This window comes from Grimontia indica, assembly GCF_000333895.2.
In the GTDB taxonomy this organism is placed as follows: domain Bacteria; phylum Pseudomonadota; class Gammaproteobacteria; order Enterobacterales; family Vibrionaceae; genus Enterovibrio; species Enterovibrio indicus.
Genome location: NZ_ANFM02000054.1, coordinates 1 through 19,738 on the forward strand (window position 1 = coordinate 1; position 19,738 = coordinate 19,738).

Consider the following 19,738-nt stretch of genomic DNA (forward strand, 5'->3'; position numbering starts at 1 on the left):
GAAGTGGGCGCATTGAGGGCCTCCCTTCGGGCGAGTTGACTGACGTCGTGCTCTTTGTTGTCCCTTTTTGATGGAGGTGACTACACCTACAAAGGGACGCCGCGATCACAACACCAGTCAAACTCGCTGAATCCGGCATCTTCAGGTTGTTTGGGTATAGAATGTATTATGTGGTTAATTATGGTAACCTTTACCTTCTTTTCAACCAGTTTACTTTTTGTAACCTAGTATTGAGAGCGAGGCATTCTAAGTTGGTAGCGAAAATAGAAACTGACAGTCGCGGCCGGAAATCTGCGACCAATGTATGCACGGAGCCCTGTGCGATTGAGCGTGCTATGCGACTGATTGGCGGTAAATGGAAAGGCTCAATCATTTACCATTTAAAAGATGGCCCTGTCCGTTTTAATGATCTCGCCCGTCAATTGGGCGGTGCCAGTAAAAAGATGATCGACCAGCGACTTAAGGAGTTGGAAAGTGAGGGCATGGTTTTACGCAAGGTGATCAGTGATCGTCCTATTGCTGTTAGTTATGAGCTCACAGAGTTCGGCCAGTCTGCATTAAAGATTCTTGATGACTTGAGGAACTGGTCAGAAGCACATCAAATTGAATTAAAGAAATAGTAATTAACTAGGCAGTGTTTGAATATTAATTAATACAAACCCGCCTTTTGCATATCAGTGCAATGCATTTAAATTAATATAGATACAAACAAAGCTTTTCCTTTATTAAATAAGATACAAATTACCCTTTTCCTATTCCTGTAATTTGAACAGGAATTACATTTGATGGCCGCTATTTCAATAGCGTAATAACTGGTTAGGGAAAGGAATTAATAAATGAAATTGGGAACCGGCTTGCTATTTGCGGTACTAGCATCAAGTGCTGTACAAGCGAATGAACAAGATTTCTACATTGCAGGAAGCATTGGAGCGCACGAGTTTGCTGATGAAACAGGCGAGAAAATTGCCGTACATGTTGGTGCCAAAAACATCGCAGATAACAATTTTTTTCTTGGCGGTGAACTCGAATTCGCACTGTTGAACAACGATGACTTCGAAAAGACCTACGGTGGTTACAAAGAAGACTACTCATATTCTGCCAATATTCCAGTAGGTAAACGATTCCACATGGGTACTGAAAGTTCACTGGATGTATATGGTTTGGTTGGCTATTCGTCACTCAGAATTTACAACGGCAGCGACGATGCGACAGGGGATGGTTTCCGCTGGGGTGCTGGTGTTGACGGCAATTTTTCTAATCTGATGGTAGGCCTCCGTTATACCCAAGGTAAGCAGGAAGGCTCCGTGAATAGTGGCCAAAAACTCGACGACACCGAGAAAAATCTCAGCCTCATTCTTGGCTACAGAATCCAGCTCTAAGTTCTGTATTCAAATGAATAAAAAACCTCTGTTGTTCAAACAACAGAGGTTTTTTATTGTTCGCAGCTTTCAGAAATCCAGTATAGGTAAGCAGGTAAACCCGCTTCAATAGGCAGCTGTATCACTTCGGGCACATCGTAATCATGCAACCGACAGATTTCAGCTTCGACATCCTGATATAGTGACTTTTTCGTTTTTATCATCACCTGCTTTTCTGTATCCGACGCTATCTTCCCCTGCCAATGGTAGTAACTCTGAATGGGTAGCACCTGAACGCAGGCCGCCAGTTTCTTTTCCAGCAGAGATTCGATAATACGTTTGCCGATATTGTCATCTGCAAACGTCGTCATCACAACCACGTAACTATCGGTTGAAACCTTCATATCCAACCTTTGTTAGCACCGCCCTTTCTTGGCTTGTCCTGGCGGGCAGAATTTGCCGTCTGGGTGACCATCCTTATCGCCGTAGTCGTCGTCTTTGGAATTTACTTTGATTTCGACATCGTCCGTTTCACCTTCAATACTGGTGATTTTGCACCCGCTGGCGAGAAACAGCGTGAAGAAAATAATCGCAAGCAGTTTCATGGTGTTCTCCTTAATACCCAAAGTTTTTAGGCGTTAACCAAAGGTCAGCGGCCCCTAGCATCCAGCTTAGACAAAAGACTCGTAAAACAAACAGAAAGGCACAAGGTTTCTCAAAAGTTGAAAGCGACTGACACGCCCGCGGGTCTCTATTAAGGAGCTCATACCCAAAGGAACTGCTATGCGTCGAATGTTAACCCTCACTTTGCTTTCTTCCGCTGCTATTCCGCTATCACTCTCAGCACAAACTTGGGAGAACAACGGTTCGCCTGCCACTGTGGTTGAACTTTATACTTCAGAAGGATGCAGCAGTTGCCCTCCGGCAGAAGCCGCGCTTAACAAGCTCAAACGGAAAGATGGGCTTTGGAAGAGTGTGATTCCTATGGCGTTTCATGTGGATTACTGGAATTACATTGGCTGGGAAGATAAATACGCCAAGCCTGAGTTCAGTCAAAGGCAGCGACAAAAGGTCTCTCAAAGCCGTGCCAGTGGCGTGTATACCCCAGGATGGTTTATCAACGATCAGGAATGGCGGGGCTTTTTCGCTAGACAGCCCGTTCCTTATGCCAGCGGCCCTCAAGCACCCGCACTAAAAGCATCTCTTAACGGCAATATTCTCAGTGTGAATTACGAAGGCAATGCGCACCTCAACGCACAATTCGCGTTGCTCGCCATGGATATTGAAACCAAGGTACAACGTGGTGAAAACCGCGGCAGAACTTTGGAGCATGATTTTGTGGTGGTAGATTTCGGCACTAAACCAGGGCAGCATAACTGGCAGTTTACGCTGGATAACAAGGTCGCCGCCAAGCCATCAGCAATCGCCGTTTGGCTGACGCCACAAGGTGGCGGCGATCCAGTACAAACGGTCGCCGGATGGTTGAAGTAGCCTCTCCTTTCGCTACCGAATGCTCATCGTCTTCAAAAGCAAAAGGGAGCCATTGCCCCCTTTTTTTGAATCTAATCACTGATCGCGATCAGGTAGTCTTTGATTCATCCGTCGAACTTTCAATTGCAGTATCTCCGAGCGGTGAAGCCTGACTGTCGCCTAAGAGCGCCTTCAACCCTTCAATATCTAACGGACGACTCAAATAGTAGCCCTGTGCTAAATCACAGCCTTTCGACTTGAGCATCTCAAGTTGCTCTTCCGTCTCTACACCTTCGGCAACCGTCTTGATCTTCAGCCCTTGAGCCATAGAAATAACGGCGGTAGCGAGGGCTTCATTTAATTCAACGTCCGTAATACCGTCGACAAACTCACGATCAATTTTCAGCGCATCGAAAGGGAACTGAAGCAGGTAGCTGAGAGAGGAATAGCCCGTCCCGAAATCATCCATCGACAGCTCCGTGCCCAAATCATGCAGAGTGTTCAGCATCTCTTTGACGTTCGGTTGATTGCTGAGGAGTAGCCCTTCCGTCACCTCCAACTCCAGTCTTTCGGCTGCGAACTCATGCTTTTCCATGATTTGGGTGAAGTCATCAACAAATTGCGGCTGCCTGACTTGTTGTGGGGAAATGTTGACGGCCAGATGCAGTAAATCCCCTTCCTTATTTGTCAGTGATGCAAAGTCGTTCATGGCAGTATCGAGAACAAATTTGCCAATTTCATAGATGAGGTTTGACTGTTCTGCGATAGGAATAAACTCGGTTGGCGCGACAGAACCCAGTTCGTCGTTGTTCCATCGGAGCAATGCTTCTGCGCCAGATATACGGTTGGTGTTCAGGTTATACAATGGCTGGTACACCAAAGAAAACTCCCCGCGGGAGAGCGCCCAAACCAGGTGATATTCAAGCCTCAAACGGCGATGGACGTTGTCATTCATCTCGCTGGTAAACAGGCGATAGCTGTCTTTTCCGCCCTCTTTCGCCTGATGTTTCGCAATATCAGCATTACCAAAGAGACGCTTGAAATCATCTGAGTCCAATGGACTTAGCGAGATCCCCATGCTGGCAGTGATGTGCACTTCACCGCCACCTGTGATCTCGATTGGCTTGTTAATAGCCTTGCGCAGTTTGCTGGCGATCTGGCAGGCATTTTCTGTCTGATGCAAACCGGGAAGGACAATCAGGAATTCGTCGCCACTCACACGACCAACCGTGTCTATTTCGCGCACGGTTTTCACGATTCGGCGAGACAACTCTACCAACACCTGATCGCCCACGTCATGGCTCAGCGTATCGTTGATGATTTTGAAATTGTCGATATCCACCAGCATCACGCCCGTCATTAAGCCCCGACGGAGATCGTGAGCGATAGCGTAGCGCAGCCGATCCAGTGTGAGATTACGGTTCGCTAATCCGGTTAGCGAGTCGTAGAGCGCTCGCTGCATGATCAACTCTTCATTGCGACGAATACGGAGTTGGTTGTAGATACGCAATTTGACTTCTGCGGGTGACACCGGTTTGGAAATGTAATCGGCACAACCAATTTTCAACCCCATTTCCCGGCCTTCATCTTCTGAATGTTCAGTGATCAGAATGACAGGGATATCTTTGGTGTCTGGTTCAGTTTTAAAGTACTGACAGAGTTCAAACCCATCCATATCAGGCAACTCGACATCCATCAGGATTAACTTGGGTGATTCAGCCTTCGCCAACACTTTGGCTGTTGCGCCCGAAGTGGAAAAAATCACCCGGTATTCTTCACCCAAAATGGCATTTAGGATGCGGATACTGTTTGGTGATTCATCGATCAACAGAACCGTATCTTTGTCTGGAGCAGTGGTATTAGCGTGCATGCGTTGCTCCCTTTTCATCAGCCAATGGGATATCCAGTTTGTTTTCTTTGATGTAAGCGTTGAATGCGCTCAACGCCTTGGCATAGTCAAGCTCAATCAATTTATCGCCCACGGGTTTCAACTTGGGTGCCAAATCGCAGTAGTCAACCAGCAACTGATAGTAGGTATCGATGGCTATCAGGTCTTGTGACATCATTTGGTCTTTGAAGACTTTTAAACGCGAAAGTTTTGCCTGATCCACATCCGGCGTCGCTGAGCTTGATGGCGCGTTCTTTGCGCTTTCAGCGTTCAAAAGGCTCTGTGGGATAGCGGTTTGATGACGCTTCAGCAAAATCTCCCCAATTTCCTTTATCGCGTTGTCCATGTCGCGCTTAAAGTGGGTGAGCGGCGATTGATAATCTTCCAGAGCCATCAGGGCGTTCTGCAGTTGTTTGGCCGAACGGCGTAAACCAACGATTGAAAGGTTGCCCGCGCTGCCAGCAATGGTGTGAGCATTTTCCGACGCTTCCGTCAGCTGCCCCGCTTCAATTTGTTGATAGACCTGATTCTCCTGCGCTCTGGCTTGATGGACGAAGTCACTCAGCAGTTTGAAATAAAGTGCCTCGTTCCCCATCACACGTTTGATGCCATCCTCCACATCGACATATTCATATTCAGTCGATTGACTGGCCTCTTCCTCTTCCTGAATAGAGACCGAGGTGACGGCAAGTCCAAGATACCCAGCGAGCTTTTGAAGCAAGTTGTCTGCATCAAGCGGCTTGGGAATATGGTCATTCATTCCCGCTTCTGAACAACGTTGACGGTCACGCTCCATGGTATGTGCGGTCACCGCAAAAATCGGTAAGCTTTCTTTGTCAGAAGTTTCACGGATGATCCGGGTGGCTTCCAGTCCGTTCATTTCTGGCATTTCTAGGTCCATCAAAATGGCGTCGTATAGCTCTGGTGCAGGACAAACCTTGACCACAGCATCACGGCCGGAAGAGGCTAATTCCACCTGGAAGTCGTTACTGATTAAGACCTCTCGGGCAATCTGCTGATTGATGGGCATGTCATCCACCACCAAAATCCGGCGTCCGCCGCCGTTGACAGTGACTGCCGAGCCATACTGTTTGGCCCCGATGACACGTCGGTGTGTTTTGGGCAAGTTTTGCCCCATCACTTCCATGATGGTATCGAACATCACTGACGCAGAAATAGGTTTATGGAGGTAGCCATCAATCTTGCCCTGACCGCGCTCCTTGTCGATTTTCTTCTTGTCATACGCGCTGATCACAATCACCAGCGGGTGTTTCTCAGGCTCAAGGTCATCTTTGATTTTTTCTAGCAGATGGAATCCCTTCTTCCCAGGCATGTGCCAATCAAGCAATACCAGATCATAAGGTTCCAGCTCTAAATCCAGATGCCCTTCCATAATAGCGGTGAACGCACTGTCTACATCACTGGCAGCATCCACATCAAAGCCCAACGACTCGATGATGGCCTGATGCACCGCGATGGAAGAAGGGTTGTCATCCACGATAAGAACGCGAAGCTCACGTAAATCGACAGGCACAGAGAAGCTCTTATCTGACGTAGCTTTTGCCAGTTGCAACTCCAGATTGAAATAAACACCAGGCTCGCTGTCATCCATTTCATCATGCACCTGCCCGCCCATTTGCTCAATCAAGCAAGATGCAATCAGCAGGTTGATGGATTCATCCACTTCCGACTTGGACATCAGCAGGCGTTCGTTTAACTCTTCCAGATCGTCGAACATCTGCTCGTCGTCCGTCACTTTCTGGTTGATGGCGAATTCCAGCACAGCACTGTTATCGTTCAATTGACCCGACTTGATGCTGAGAATAATGGGGCTGCCTTCACCGACAATCATGGCCTCATCAATAAGGTTCAGCAGCACTCTGCGCAATCTGTCCGGGTCACCCACCAAGGAACGTGGCACGTCCAGTGGCACATTGAACAGAAGTTCAACATCGCGGCTCTCCGCCTCGCTGAGTAGGTACTCACGCAAACTTTCCAGCAATTGGTCGAGGTCGAAGGGTGTATTTTCCAGCGAGAGAAAGTGCGAAGAAAGCTCTTGGAAATCCCGCAGGTTATCGCAGATCACCCCAGTGCGTTTGAGGGCGCGGGTCAGGCTATCCAAATATAGCGCCTGCTTGTTGCTGAGGGAGGTTTGATTCAGCATCTGGGCGCAGCTAAGCGCCGTCGCCATCATGGGATACAACGACAGATTAGACTCAGACAGCACATTGAAGCTTCTACTCAACGCACTGGCGACGTTGTTTCTTGCTCCCGCCGTCAGGTGTGTCGACATTTTCAGGAACAGTTCCTCTGGGGCGATGGGATAAACCACATAATCAGCACCACCGCTTCGGTACGCCTGTTGTTTTTGTTCAGCAGAAAACTGGCTACTCGTCATCACAATTCGCGTGTTGCGGCAGGTCGGTAATTGCTTGATCTTGGAAACTTCCTGGGCAAATGAACCGCCATCTTCAAACGGAAAGTCCATGCTGATAACAAGAATGTTCACCGGATGTTGTTGGAGAATGGTCATTAACTTGGCGGGCGTCGCAACCGAACGCAGCCAATATCCACTCTCACTCAAAACTTGCTGGTAAAAATCAATGTGGGAAAGATCTTCGTCCGCGAGCACAATCAAGGGCTCATTTTTCACCAAACCTGTCATTAGGCCTTCCTTTAAGACTTTTTCAGACACAACCGTCTTGGGCCAAGATCGCCAATCAGCTTTTGGTTAGCCTTTCTCTGCAGGCCTTGTTTAGGCACGGACCCCGTCATCAGCGACTTCCTGCATTCACTTATTTCTCACTGGCGAAACATTTATATGTCTTATAAAGCTAGTGGCTTTTCATTGTGACTGCCAAATCTGACACAGACTTAATTATTTGTTTGTCAGTTGCATATGAGACCTATTTCCATCTTTTTTCGGGGGTGACAATGTCGCTTTTCTTTTCACTTCCATCACCTTCCCGCACGTAAATCTCATTTATGAAACAGATTGCAAAGAAAATTTATCTAACTTCCTTGACCGGCTTATCCCCACTTAACGTTATGTACTACTTTTAACAAACCGCTCAAAAGATAAACATTTAGCTCAATGATGAGCCGCTAATTGTCGGGAGAAAACTATGGCTATCAACTTAGTTATTAGTCAGGTCGTAGGACAAGCATTTGTGGTAAAACCAGACGGTGAATTGGTGCAGGCAGCACCCAACACCGTGCTGCAAACCGGCGATGTATTATCCGTACCCAATGGAAAAAACGCCTGGCTGGTAACAGAAGAAGGTGAGCAGCTTGATGTGCTTGACGAAGCATTACTTGTTGGAGAAGAAGATTTCGATAACCTCGACCTCCCTTCCGATGTGCTCGACGTTATCGCGGCGATTGAAGAAGGCGATGACCCCACCCAAAAGGAAGGCACTGAAACAGCTGCGGGTGAAGAAGCTGCAGGATCAGCACTCACGGCGGCTTCCATCATTGAGTACATTGGCTCCACCGGTGGTATCAGCAACATAACCGCATTTGATAGCACGGGGCTTTTTGGTTCCAACAAGTTAACATCGGGTCAAACCGAGACCCTTTTCAGCAGCCGTTATTTACCCATCCAGCAAAAACCAGGTTCTGATGACGAAGGTGCTGGCGGAAACACTAATGCGCCACCAACCTTCGGTAACTTTACGATTTCCTCTCAAGAAGATGGCGACATTATTCTTAGCCGCGAAGATATTCTCGGTGCGATCCGCGGCGGCAACGCGGCCAACATTCAGGTCACGGACATCAGACCCAGCGTCGAAGGTGCAACCATCACTAAAAACAGCGATGGGTCATTCACTTTAACGCCTCCACCAAATTTCAGTGGCACCATCAATTTCACCATTGATATCACGGACGGTCAGTACAAGACGTCAGGCACGGTTGGGGTGACAGTGGCAGAGGTTGAAGATACGCCGGAAATTTCTATCACACCCGTTGAGCTCACAGAGGATGAAAACGTCGCTGAAGGCAGCGTTGTTGCGTCTATCGATGCCACAGACGGCGATGGCGATGCGCTAACCATTGAAATCACAAATGACCCTGATGGTTACTTCAAAGTGGAAAACGGCAACGTTGTGCTTACAGAAGCCGGTGCCGCCGCAATTGATGACGATACCCTGAACTTGGACGAAATCAGCGTTACCGTCAGTGTTTCCGATGGAAAAACCACGGTGGAAGAAACCGTGACCTTGCCCATCTCCCGTACCGATGATGACGCCAAGGTCGAAGGCGATACCACCGCCACAGTCACCGATGGCAACGGCACAGTGCCACCTTCCGCTACCGGCACACTCACTGTGGTTGACCCAGATTCCAACAATGAAACAGCACTGGAAAATGGCACCTACAAAGGCGAGTACGGGTCACTGGAGGTCAACAACGGCGTCTGGGTTTATACCGCTGACAAAGAGGCCCTTGCACCTTTGGGTGAAGGTGAACAGGCGACAGATATCGTCACTATCACCGCCTCTGACGGCAGTACCCACCAAATTGTTCTGAACATTGAAGGCACCAACGACCCTGCGCTGGTGTCAGGCGATATTTCGGCCACCGTCTCCGGCGAGGGCGGAAACCTTCAAGCTTCCGGCACCCTGACCTCAAACGATGTTGACGGCGAAAACAACACCTTCATCGCTGAAACCATTACCACATTGAGAGGTGAGCTCACCATCAATGAAGACGGTAGCTGGAGCTATGTGTCGACAGATCCTACCGGCGCGATCGAAGCGCTCGGAGAAGGGGATACGCTGACTGAATATGTCACTGTCAAAGCCGCAGATGGCACTGAGCAACAAATCGTCATCACCTTCCAAGGCGTGAATGATGACGCGGTCTTTTCCGCTATCAGCACCGGAGAAATCACCGAGAGTGACGGCGCCATGTCGGCACAGGGCACCATCAACATCAATGATCCGGATGCCGGCGAGTCATTCATGCAAGCAGGCACGTTCGATGGCACCTGGGGTTCCGTCACCATTGATGCTGCAGGCAACTGGACTTACACCACTCATGACAGCAGCGACTCTGCCATTAAGTCTCTGGCAGATGGTGAAAAAATGACAGACACCATCACTGTGTATTCAGTCGATGGCACAGAAACCCAAATCACCATCACGATCAACGGCACCAACGACGAAGCCGTCATCGGTGGCGATATTACCGCGACTGTGGTTGATAACAGCGGCACGATGACGGCCACTGGCACACTCACCTCAGCGGATGTCGACGGCACAGATAACAAGTTCGTGGCAGAAACCATTTCTACTCTGCGTGGTGAAATCACCATTGATGAAGATGGCAATTGGACTTACACCACCACAGATCCTACTGGTGCCATTGAGCGTCTACCGGAAGGGGAAACGTTGACTGAAGTGGTCATTGTCCGGTCTGAAGATGGTACGGAACAACAAATCGTCCTCACACTCGTAGGGACAAATAATGCGCCCGAGTTTTCCGCCATCTCTTCACGCGACGTGTATGAAGCCAATGATGTCATCAGCGTGTCAGGCACCATCAATGTCGTCGATTCAGATTTGGGCGAGTCCTTCATGGAAGCCGGAACTTATGTCGGCGATCTGGGTGCTGTCACTATTGACCGGGCAGGTAACTGGACCTACACCACGGATCCCGGTCAAAACGCTGCGCTTGATTCCCTAAAAGAAGGCGAACAACGTATTGAGACCATTACCGTTCGCTCGGAGGATGGTACAGAAACCGACATCAAAGTCACCATTATTGGTACCAATGATCCTGCATTGATTGCAGGCGATATCGTCGGCACTGTGGTGGAAGCCGACGGCACCATGAGTACATCAGGCCAGCTGACCGCGACCGATGTGGATGGCAACGACAATACATTCACACCGCAAACCCTTGAGGGACGATGGGGTGAACTGACCATTGATGCCAATGGTAACTGGACGTACAGCTCAGACGACGACAAAGGCGCCATTAACCGTCTTGGGCTGGGCGAACAGCTGACCGATACCCTTACCGTTCAGTCTGAAGACGGCACGGAACAGACCATCACCATTACCATCACGGGCACCAATGATGCAGCGGTATTTGGCGGCATGAACAGCGTCAGTATCGACGAAACAGATAGCCAACTCACCACCAGTGGCCGCCTGACAGTGTCAGATGCTGACTATGGTGAATCTTTCTTCGAAGCCGGCACCTTCAACGGTACCTATGGTGAAGTCAGTATTGATGAGGCAGGAAATTGGACATACACCTCAGACCCAGCTTACAACGCCACTTTTGATGCGCTAGAAGAAGGTGAACAGCTGGTCGATACCATCACTGTTCGCTCACAAGATGGCACTGAAACACAAATCCTCGTCACCGTGGTAGGCACCAACGACCCTGCCGAGATCGCCGGCGACATCGTAGGCACTTTGGTAGAAAGTGATGGCACCATGTCCACGTCTGGACAGCTGACATCGACCGATGTTGATGGTAACGATAATGCCTTCACGCCACAGACCATTGAAGGACGCTGGGGTGAAATCACCATCGATGCTAACGGTAACTGGACTTACTCCTCCACCGATGAAAAAGGCGCTATCAACCGACTTGGAGAGGGTGACCAGCTAACCGATACGATTTCGGTTCGTGCCGAAGATGGTACGGTTCAAACCATTACTATCACCATTGATGGCACTAACGATACCGCCGTATTTGGCGGCATGACCAATGTAACCGTCACCGAAACCGACAGCGCGATTACCACGAATGGCCGCGCAACCGTATCTGACGCTGACTACGGAGAATCATTCTTCCAGGCAGGCACTTTTACCGGCACATACGGTGAAATCAACATAGATAAAGCCGGGAACTGGACATACACCTCTTCTCCCGAGCATACCGCCAGTTTTGATGCGCTGGATGCAGGCGATGTGCTGCCCGAATCCATCACCGTTTACGCTTTAGATGGCACTCCGCTCACCATAGAGATCAACATTCAGGGAACCGATGATCTTCCCGTTGTCAGCGGCCAGACCGGCGGAGCCCTGACCGACACCACCACCGGAGAAGCTCAATTTGTGACAGGGTCACTATCCATCTCCGATGTGGATGCCGATGACTCACCGACATTCGAAGATACGCGCATTGAAGGCGAATTCGGTGTGCTGGAAATGGTTGATGGAGAATGGACATACACCCTCGACAAAGACGCAGCATCGCGTCTGAACAGCGGAGAAACCGACACCGATATCATCACGGTTACCGCCTCTGATGGCACTGAGCAAAAAATCGTCATTACGGTGACCGGTACCGATGACGAGCCAGTACTGACAGGGAATACTGTTGGCTCTATCAGTGACAATGGCTCGCCAACCACGTCTGGTTTTATCAGCGTTATCGACCCTGATTCCGATAATTCACCGACGCTGCCAGACGCTGAAGTCGACGGTCAATACGGCTCGCTAACACTGATCGATGGGGAATGGACTTATACCCTGAACCCAGATTCAGTCGCAGCATTGCCAGATGGGGAAACCACCATTGATGTCGTCACGCTTGAAGCGTCAGACGGTTCAAAACACGAAATCACCATTACGATTACCGGGACAGATCAGGAACCTGTGCTGACGGGTAACACCACAGGCGTGATCACCGAAGGCAGTGCAGCACTCACTGCGACTGGTTCGGTGTCACTCGTCGATGTAGATACAGGGGAGAACCCTACCCTGCCAAACGGCACAACTGACGGGCAATATGGTTCATTAACCTTGGTCGATGGCGCATGGACATACACACTGGATCCCGATCTTGCACAGTATCTCGACGAAGGTGAATCGACCACCGATACCATCACTATCACCGCCTCTGATGGTTCCGTGCATGACATTGTTATCACCATTACCGGCAGTGAAGATTCAGCCATGCTGGAAGGCGATATTTCAGGCTCGGTCAGCGATGATAGCGCCTCACTCACCGCTAGCGGTTCCCTGTCTGTCAGCGACCCAGACACCAGTGATAACCCGACTTTGCCCGATACCAATCAACAGGGGCAATACGGCTCCTTCACCATGGTAGATGGCAACTGGACCTACACGCTGGATCCAGAGCTTGCCGCGGTGCTCGATGAAGGTGTCACCGTCACAGACACCATCATCATCACCGATTCCATGGGCGGCACCCATGAGCTGGCTATCAATGTCACGGGCACGGACAACGCCGCAGAACTGACAGGCGACACCTCCGCAAATTTGGTGGAAGGAACCGACCTCACTGCAACGGGCTCCGTTTCTGTCATCGATGCAGACAGCGGGGACAACCCAGTTATCGCCAACACCGATGTAGAAGGTCAATACGGCTCCTTCTCGCTTGTCGACGGCGAGTGGACATACACCCTCGATCCGTCTGTTGCACAAGGGCTGAATGCCGGTCAAACCGCCACAGATACCATCACCCTTGTCGATAGCGAAAACAACGAACACCAAATCGTTATCACCGTAGAGGGAACCGCTGATGCCGCGGTGGTTTCAGGAGAATTCACAGGGTCTGTGTCTACCGAAACAGGCCCTGTTGTGGAAATCACCAACCTGTTTGTCTTTGGTGATGATGCAGATGGCGAACCCGCAAACTTTAGCCTCGACAGCCAGCCAGACTCGTTGAGTTTCAGTTCAGTCGGCTTCAGCGCCAACATCACTGACAGTGATGGCAGACTGAATAACGACGGATCACAATACATTGAACTTAATGGCCAGAGCTACCCTGTTTCTGCAAATGCCACCGTTCAATATTCCGACGCCTATGGCAATGTCTTCACCATGGCCGTACTCACAGTATCTGCCACGGAAACGGGCGAATATTTTGGTGGTACAAGCCAACCAACCACCCTGTTGGTTCAAATCGACGGTCCAGACATCGTCCCTGGCACCGATCTGGCACTGGTTGAGGGTTCTTACCAAGAAGTTAGCAACATTAACTATCTTGATGTCAGTGATGCGATCACCGCGTCTGGCCAAATCAGCATTTCAGATGCTGACACCAACGACACCCCGGAATTCGCCAATACCACTTTGGAAGGAAATTACGGTACGCTCGAATTGGTCGACGGCAATTGGACCTACACCCTAGATCCGTCCAAATCCGAGGTTTTAGGTGCTAACGAGGTTGCCACAGAAACCTTCACCTTGACCGCGTCTGACGACACCCAACAGCAGATCAAAATCGAAGTCACAGGCACCGACGATGCTGCAATCGTCACCGGAAATATCACAGGCTCGGTCACCGATCAGGACACCTCAACTTCCGGCTCGATCAACATTACCGACCCTGACAGTGGTCAGTCAGCCACCATTGATAATGTGACTATCGAAGGGGAATACGGCACCTTTGAGTTGATCGACGGCAACTGGACATACATCGTTGACCCAGACAAAGCCAAACCACTCCCTGAAGGCGAAGAAGCAACCGATACCTTCACCCTCACGGCGTCGGACGGCTCAACCCATGAGATTGTTGTGACCGTAACAGGGACGGATGATGCTGCGGTTGTCACTGGCGATACCACCGGACAAGTGACCGATCAGGACACATCGACCTCGGGTTCAATTACTGTCACCGACCCAGACAGCGGTGAAACCGCCACTATCGACAATGTCACCATTCAAGGCGAATACGGCACCTTCGAATTAGTGGACGGCGAGTGGACTTACACCGTCGATCCAGACAAGGCCAAACCGCTTCCTGAAGGCGAAGAAGCCACAGACACTTTCACCCTCACAGCGATAGACGGCTCAACCCATGAGATTGTTGTGACCGTAACAGGGACGGATGATGCTGCGGTTGTCACGGGTGACACCACAGCAACCATCAGTGATGTTGATACCTCCGCGACGGGCTCTATCACCGTCACTGACCCAGATTCCGGCGAAACGGCCACCATCGGCAATACCACGATTGAAGGTAACTACGGCACCTTCGAACTGGTGGACGGCAACTGGACATACACCGTCGATCCGGACAAAGCGCAATCTCTGGCTGAAGGGCAGGAAGCCAACGAAACCTTTACGTTGACCGCGTCTGATAACTCCATGCATGAAATCGTGGTGACGGTCACTGGTACCAACCAGTCTGCGGTTGTCACGGGTGACACCACTGCAACCATCAGTGATGTTGATGCTTCCGCAACGGGTTCAATTACCGTCACTGACCCTGACTCCGGCGAAACGGCCACCATCGGTAACACCACGATTGAAGGTAATTACGGCACCTTTGAACTGGTGGACGGCAACTGGACGTACACCGTCGATCCAGACAAAGCGCAATCTTTGCCAGAAGGCGAGGAAGCTAACGAGACCTTTACCCTGACCGCGTCTGATAACTCCACGCATGAGATCGTGGTGACAGTCACTGGTACAAACCAATCTGCGGTTGTCACGGGTGACACCACTGCAACCATCAGTGATGTTGATGCTTCCGCAACGGGTTCAATTACCGTCACTGACCCCGACTCCGGTGAAACCGCCACCATCGGTAACACCACGATTGAGGGTAATTACGGCACCTTCGAACTGGTGGACGGCAACTGGACGTATACGGTTGACCCAGATAAAGCCCAATCTCTGCCAGAAGGCGAGGAAGCCAACGAGACCTTTACCCTGACCGCGTCTGACAATTCGACGCATGAGATTGTCGTGACGGTCACTGGTACCAACCAGTCTGCGGTTGTGACGGGCGATACCACTGCTGCAATCAGTGATGTTGATACCTCCGCGACGGGCTCTATCACCGTCACTGACCCCGATTCCGGCGAAACGGCCACCATCGGCAATACCACGATTGACGGTAATTACGGCACTTTTGAACTGGTGGATGGCAACTGGACGTACACCGTCGATCCAGACAAAGCCCAATCTCTGCCTGAAGGGCAGGAAGCCAACGAGACCTTTACCCTGACCGCGTCTGACAATTCGACCCATGAGATTGTCGTGACGGTCACTGGTACCAACCAGTCTGCGGTTGTGACTGGCGATACCACTGCTGCAATCAGTGATGTTGATACCTCCGCGACGGGCTCTATCACCGTCACTGACCCCGATTCCGGCGAAACGGCCACCATCGGCAACACCACGATTGAAGGTAATTACGGGACCTTCGAACTGGTGGACGGCAACTGGACGTATACGGTTGACCCAGATAAAGCCCAATCTCTGCCAGAAGGCGAGGAAGCCAATGAGACCTTTACCCTGACCGCGTCTGACAATTCGACCCATGAGATTGTGGTGACAGTCACTGGTACCAACCAGTCTGCGGTTGTCACGGGCGATACCACTGCTGCAATCAATGATGTTGATACCTCAGCAACAGGCTCTATCACAGTTACCGATCCGGATTCTGGTGAAACCGCGTCTATCGGTAACACCACGATTGAAGGTAATTACGGGACCTTCGAGTTGGTCGACGGCAACTGGACCTACACGGTAGACCCGGATAAAGCGCAAGCCCTGCCGGACGGGGAAGAGGCGACCGAAACCTTTACTCTGACCGCGTCTGACAATTCGACGCATGAGATTGTCGTGACGGTCACTGGTACCAACCAGTCTGCGGTTGTGACGGGCGATACCACTGCTGCAATCAGTGATGTAGATACTTCCGCGACGGGCTCTATCACCGTCACTGACCCAGACTCCGGCGAAACGGCCACCATCGGCAATACCACGATTGAAGGTAACTACGGGACCTTTGAATTAGTGGATGGCAACTGGACTTACACGGTTGACCCAGACAAAGCCCAAGCTCTGCCTGAAGGTGAAGAGGCGACCGAAACCTTTACGCTCACTGCGTCTGACAACTCAACGCACGAGATTGTGGTCACGGTTGAAGGCACCAACCAGTCTGCGGTTGTCACCGGTGACACCACAGCAACCATCAGTGATGTTGATGCTTCCGCGACGGGCTCAATCACGGTTACCGACCCAGATTCCGGCGAAACGGCTACCATCGGCAACACCACCATAGAGGGCAACTACGGCACCTTCGAACTGGTGGACGGCAATTGGACTTACACGGTAGACCCTGACAAAGCCCAGTCTCTGCCAGAAGGCGAGGAAGCCAACGAGACCTTTACCCTGACCGCGTCTGATAACTCGACGCACGAAATTGTGGTCACGGTTGAAGGCACCAACCAGTCTGCGGTTGTCACCGGTGATACCACTGCCTCGATCACTGACGTCGATACCTCAGCAACAGGCTCTATCACGGTTACCGACCCAGATTCCGGCGAAACGGCCACCATCGGCAATACCACGATTGAAGGCAATTACGGTACCTTCGAACTGGTCGACGGCAACTGGACTTACACGGTAGACCCGGATAAAGCGCAAGCCCTGCCAGAAGGCGAGGAAGCCAACGAGACCTTTACCCTGACCGCGTCTGATAACTCGGTGCACGAGATTGTGGTGACGGTCACCGGCACCAACCAGTCTGCGGTTGTGACAGGTAATACGACTGCCTCTATCACTGACGTCGATACCTCAGCAACAGGCTCTATCACGGTTACCGATCCGGATTCCGGCGAAACCGCGTCTATCGATAACACCACCATAGAGGGTAACTATGGTACCTTCGAATTGGTCGACGGCAACTGGACCTACACGGTAGACCCAGACAAAGCGCAAACACTACCAGAGGGCCAGGAAGCCACTGAAACCTTTACCCTTACCGCATCTGACAATTCACAACACGAGATCACTGTTACCGTTGAAGGCACTGATCAAGCAGCTGTTGTCACGGGTGATACCACCACCAGTCTTTCTGACACTGACACTTCCGTATCTGGCTCTATCACAGTGACGGATCCAGACAGCGGCGAAACGGCAAGCATCAGCAACACTGATATTGATGGTGAATACGGCACCTTCTCACTGGTAGACGGTGAGTGGACCTACACCGTCGATCCGGATAAAGCAGAGGCAATCTCTCTGGGTGATACAGAGACTGAAACCTTCACCCTCACAGCATCTGACGGTTCGACTCACCAAATCACCGTCGATGTAGTGGGAACCGATCAGGCAGCAGTCGTCACTGGCACGACAACAGGCACAATTTCGACTGCTGATCTCTCAAGCGCGATCGTGGGCAACGCCTTCATCATGGATGAGAATTTCAGCATTGAGTCGGGCGAGTTCCACACCTCCAACTTGCCACCCTCTATAAATTTCAGCAGCGGTGGTGTTAGCGTCGAATTCACTGATAACGACGCGCGTCTGGATGGCGACAACACACACAACGAATACTCCAATGACAGCTCACAAACTATCGAGCTAAACGGCGTTACTTACCCTGCAAACCTCGACTACACGCTTCAGTACACTGACGCGCAGGGTAACGTGTATACCATGGCAATTGTCGATGTGGACACCAATGCCGATGGCAACAACTACAACGCGATTCCGGACAACGGTAAGGTGCTGATCCAGCTCGATGGCCCAGAGATCACCCCAGATACCACACTCACATTAGTACCGGGCTCGTACAACAATATCGACGGTCTCGATTACGACGATATTGCAGCACCCGTTACTGTAAGCGGCACCATTGAAATCTCTGATGTCGATAGCAACGACAGTCCATCTTTCGCGAATACCACAGTGGAAGGTCAGTACGGTTCACTGACTTTGGAAGATGGAGAATGGACGTACACCGTAGATCGCGACAAAGTGGAATCACTGGGTTCTGACGACAATGTTCAGGACGTAATCACGTTGACCGCCAGTGACGGCACGACACAGAACATCACCATCAATGTCTCCGGTACCGATGACGGTTCCATCATTGCCGGTGATGTGACGGGCAGCATCACCGAGGATGTCGGTGCGCAGTCAGTCTCAGGCACCATTACTATTACTGACCCAGATAGCGGCCAGACACCGACTATTCCAGATGCGACACTGGACGGTGCCTACGGCACGCTTGAGCTGGTTGGTGGCGAATGGACTTACACGGTTAACACCGACGCTGTTCAATCGCTGGCGCAAGACCAAGTTGTTACTGACAACATCACGGTCACTGCAAGCGATGGCAACCAACAGGTCATCAGCATTACCTTGACCGGTACAAACGATGCCGCGGTGGTAACGGGTGATACAACAGGTAATGTGACCGATGCTGATGCATCAACATCCGGCACGATCACCGTCACCGACCCCGACTCCGGTGAAACCGCCACCATCGGCAACACCACGATTGAAGGTAATTACGGCACCTTCGAACTGGTGGACGGCAACTGGACATACACCGTTGACCCGGACAAAGCCCAGCCGCTGACTGACGGCGAAACTGCACAGGATACCTTCACCCTGACTGCCTCTGATGGTTCGACCCATGATGTCACGGTAACCGTGACCGGCACTGACAATGCCGGCGTCGTCACAGGCACCACTTCAGGCAGCGTTGATGCAGCAGGCTTTACACTGAATGTGGAAGAGAGTGGCAACCTTACCGCTGGTCAGGTCACTCAGGGCGATAGCAATGGCGGTTGGAATACCACCACCACCTCGATTGACGGTGTACCTTATGTTATTTCGACGTCATTTGGTTACGACGGCACCACCATCATCTCTCGGGTTGAAAACGATGGTTCGCTCACTGAGACCGACCGTATCACTTACGACAGCTCCACGGGCGTAGTAACGTCATCGGTGTCTGGAGATATCACCTCTGCCGTTGAAAATGCAGGTTTCTCTGTTGGCGGACTGGGTAATGGTCTCACACAGTCAAATGTCTCGAATATCGACGGTCAACCTACCCTATTCCTGACGTCGCAAAACAGCGGTTCAATTTCTGCATGGGAGATTTCGGGTAACGGCCAGCTCACCGTCAATGGCGGCCTGACCTTCGGCAACTCGCAAACAGGCATTGTGCGCGAAAACGTCACCTTCGAAACGGATGATGGTGAAACTCTGATTTTCGCTACACGCCCTCAGGGTGATACCGTCGATGTCCTCTCCTACAACCCGGAAACCGGTGAAATTGC

At 51.0% G+C, this 19,738-nt stretch carries 8 protein-coding genes; 4 read left to right on the forward strand and 4 right to left on the reverse strand.

Annotated features, from left to right (window positions below; genetic code table 11):
• Positions 1-251: 251 nt before the first annotated feature.
• Positions 252-620, forward strand: a complete 369-nt coding sequence (locus tag D515_RS22810; RefSeq protein WP_039850580.1) for a winged helix-turn-helix transcriptional regulator — start codon at positions 252-254, stop codon at positions 618-620.
• 216 nt (positions 621-836) lie between these two features.
• Positions 837-1,379: an outer membrane beta-barrel protein gene (locus D515_RS22815; RefSeq protein ID WP_002542084.1), complete on the forward strand. Its 543-nt coding sequence runs from the start codon at positions 837-839 to the stop codon at positions 1,377-1,379.
• A 53-nt stretch (positions 1,380-1,432) separates the two neighbouring features.
• On the opposite strand, the gene cutA is transcribed toward D515_RS22815, so the two are convergent.
• Both cutA and D515_RS22825 read right to left on the reverse strand, forming a co-directional pair.
• A complete protein-coding gene (gene cutA / locus D515_RS22820; protein WP_002542086.1) occupies positions 1,433-1,762 on the reverse strand; it encodes a divalent-cation tolerance protein CutA in 330 nt (109 codons plus the stop codon).
• Between the two features lie 12 nt (positions 1,763-1,774).
• On the reverse strand, positions 1,775-1,963 hold the full coding sequence (locus D515_RS22825) for a hypothetical protein (RefSeq protein WP_002542087.1): 189 nt from the start codon (positions 1,961-1,963) through the stop codon (positions 1,775-1,777).
• Positions 1,964-2,141: 178 nt separating this feature from the next.
• On the opposite strand from D515_RS22825, the gene D515_RS22830 reads away from it, so the two are divergent.
• The gene (locus D515_RS22830) at positions 2,142-2,849 is read left to right on the forward strand and encodes a DUF1223 domain-containing protein (protein WP_002542089.1); all 708 of its coding nucleotides are present in this window, start codon (positions 2,142-2,144) and stop codon (positions 2,847-2,849) included.
• A gap of 88 nt (positions 2,850-2,937) precedes the next feature.
• On the opposite strand, the gene D515_RS22835 is transcribed toward D515_RS22830, so the two are convergent.
• Together D515_RS22835 and D515_RS22840 are read right to left on the reverse strand one after the other, a co-directional pair.
• Complete coding sequence (locus D515_RS22835) at positions 2,938-4,698, reverse strand: two-component system response regulator (RefSeq protein ID WP_002542090.1); 1,761 nt, start codon at positions 4,696-4,698, stop codon at positions 2,938-2,940.
• The gene (locus D515_RS22840) at positions 4,688-7,381 is read right to left on the reverse strand and encodes a response regulator (protein WP_002542092.1); all 2,694 of its coding nucleotides are present in this window, start codon (positions 7,379-7,381) and stop codon (positions 4,688-4,690) included. Before D515_RS22840 ends, D515_RS22835 begins: the two co-directional genes overlap by 11 nt.
• Positions 7,382-7,841: 460 nt before the next feature.
• On the opposite strand from D515_RS22840, the gene D515_RS25810 reads away from it, so the two are divergent.
• Positions 7,842-19,738 (forward strand): VCBS domain-containing protein (locus D515_RS25810; RefSeq protein WP_039850579.1); only part of this gene is annotated, 11,897 nt, incomplete at its 3' end.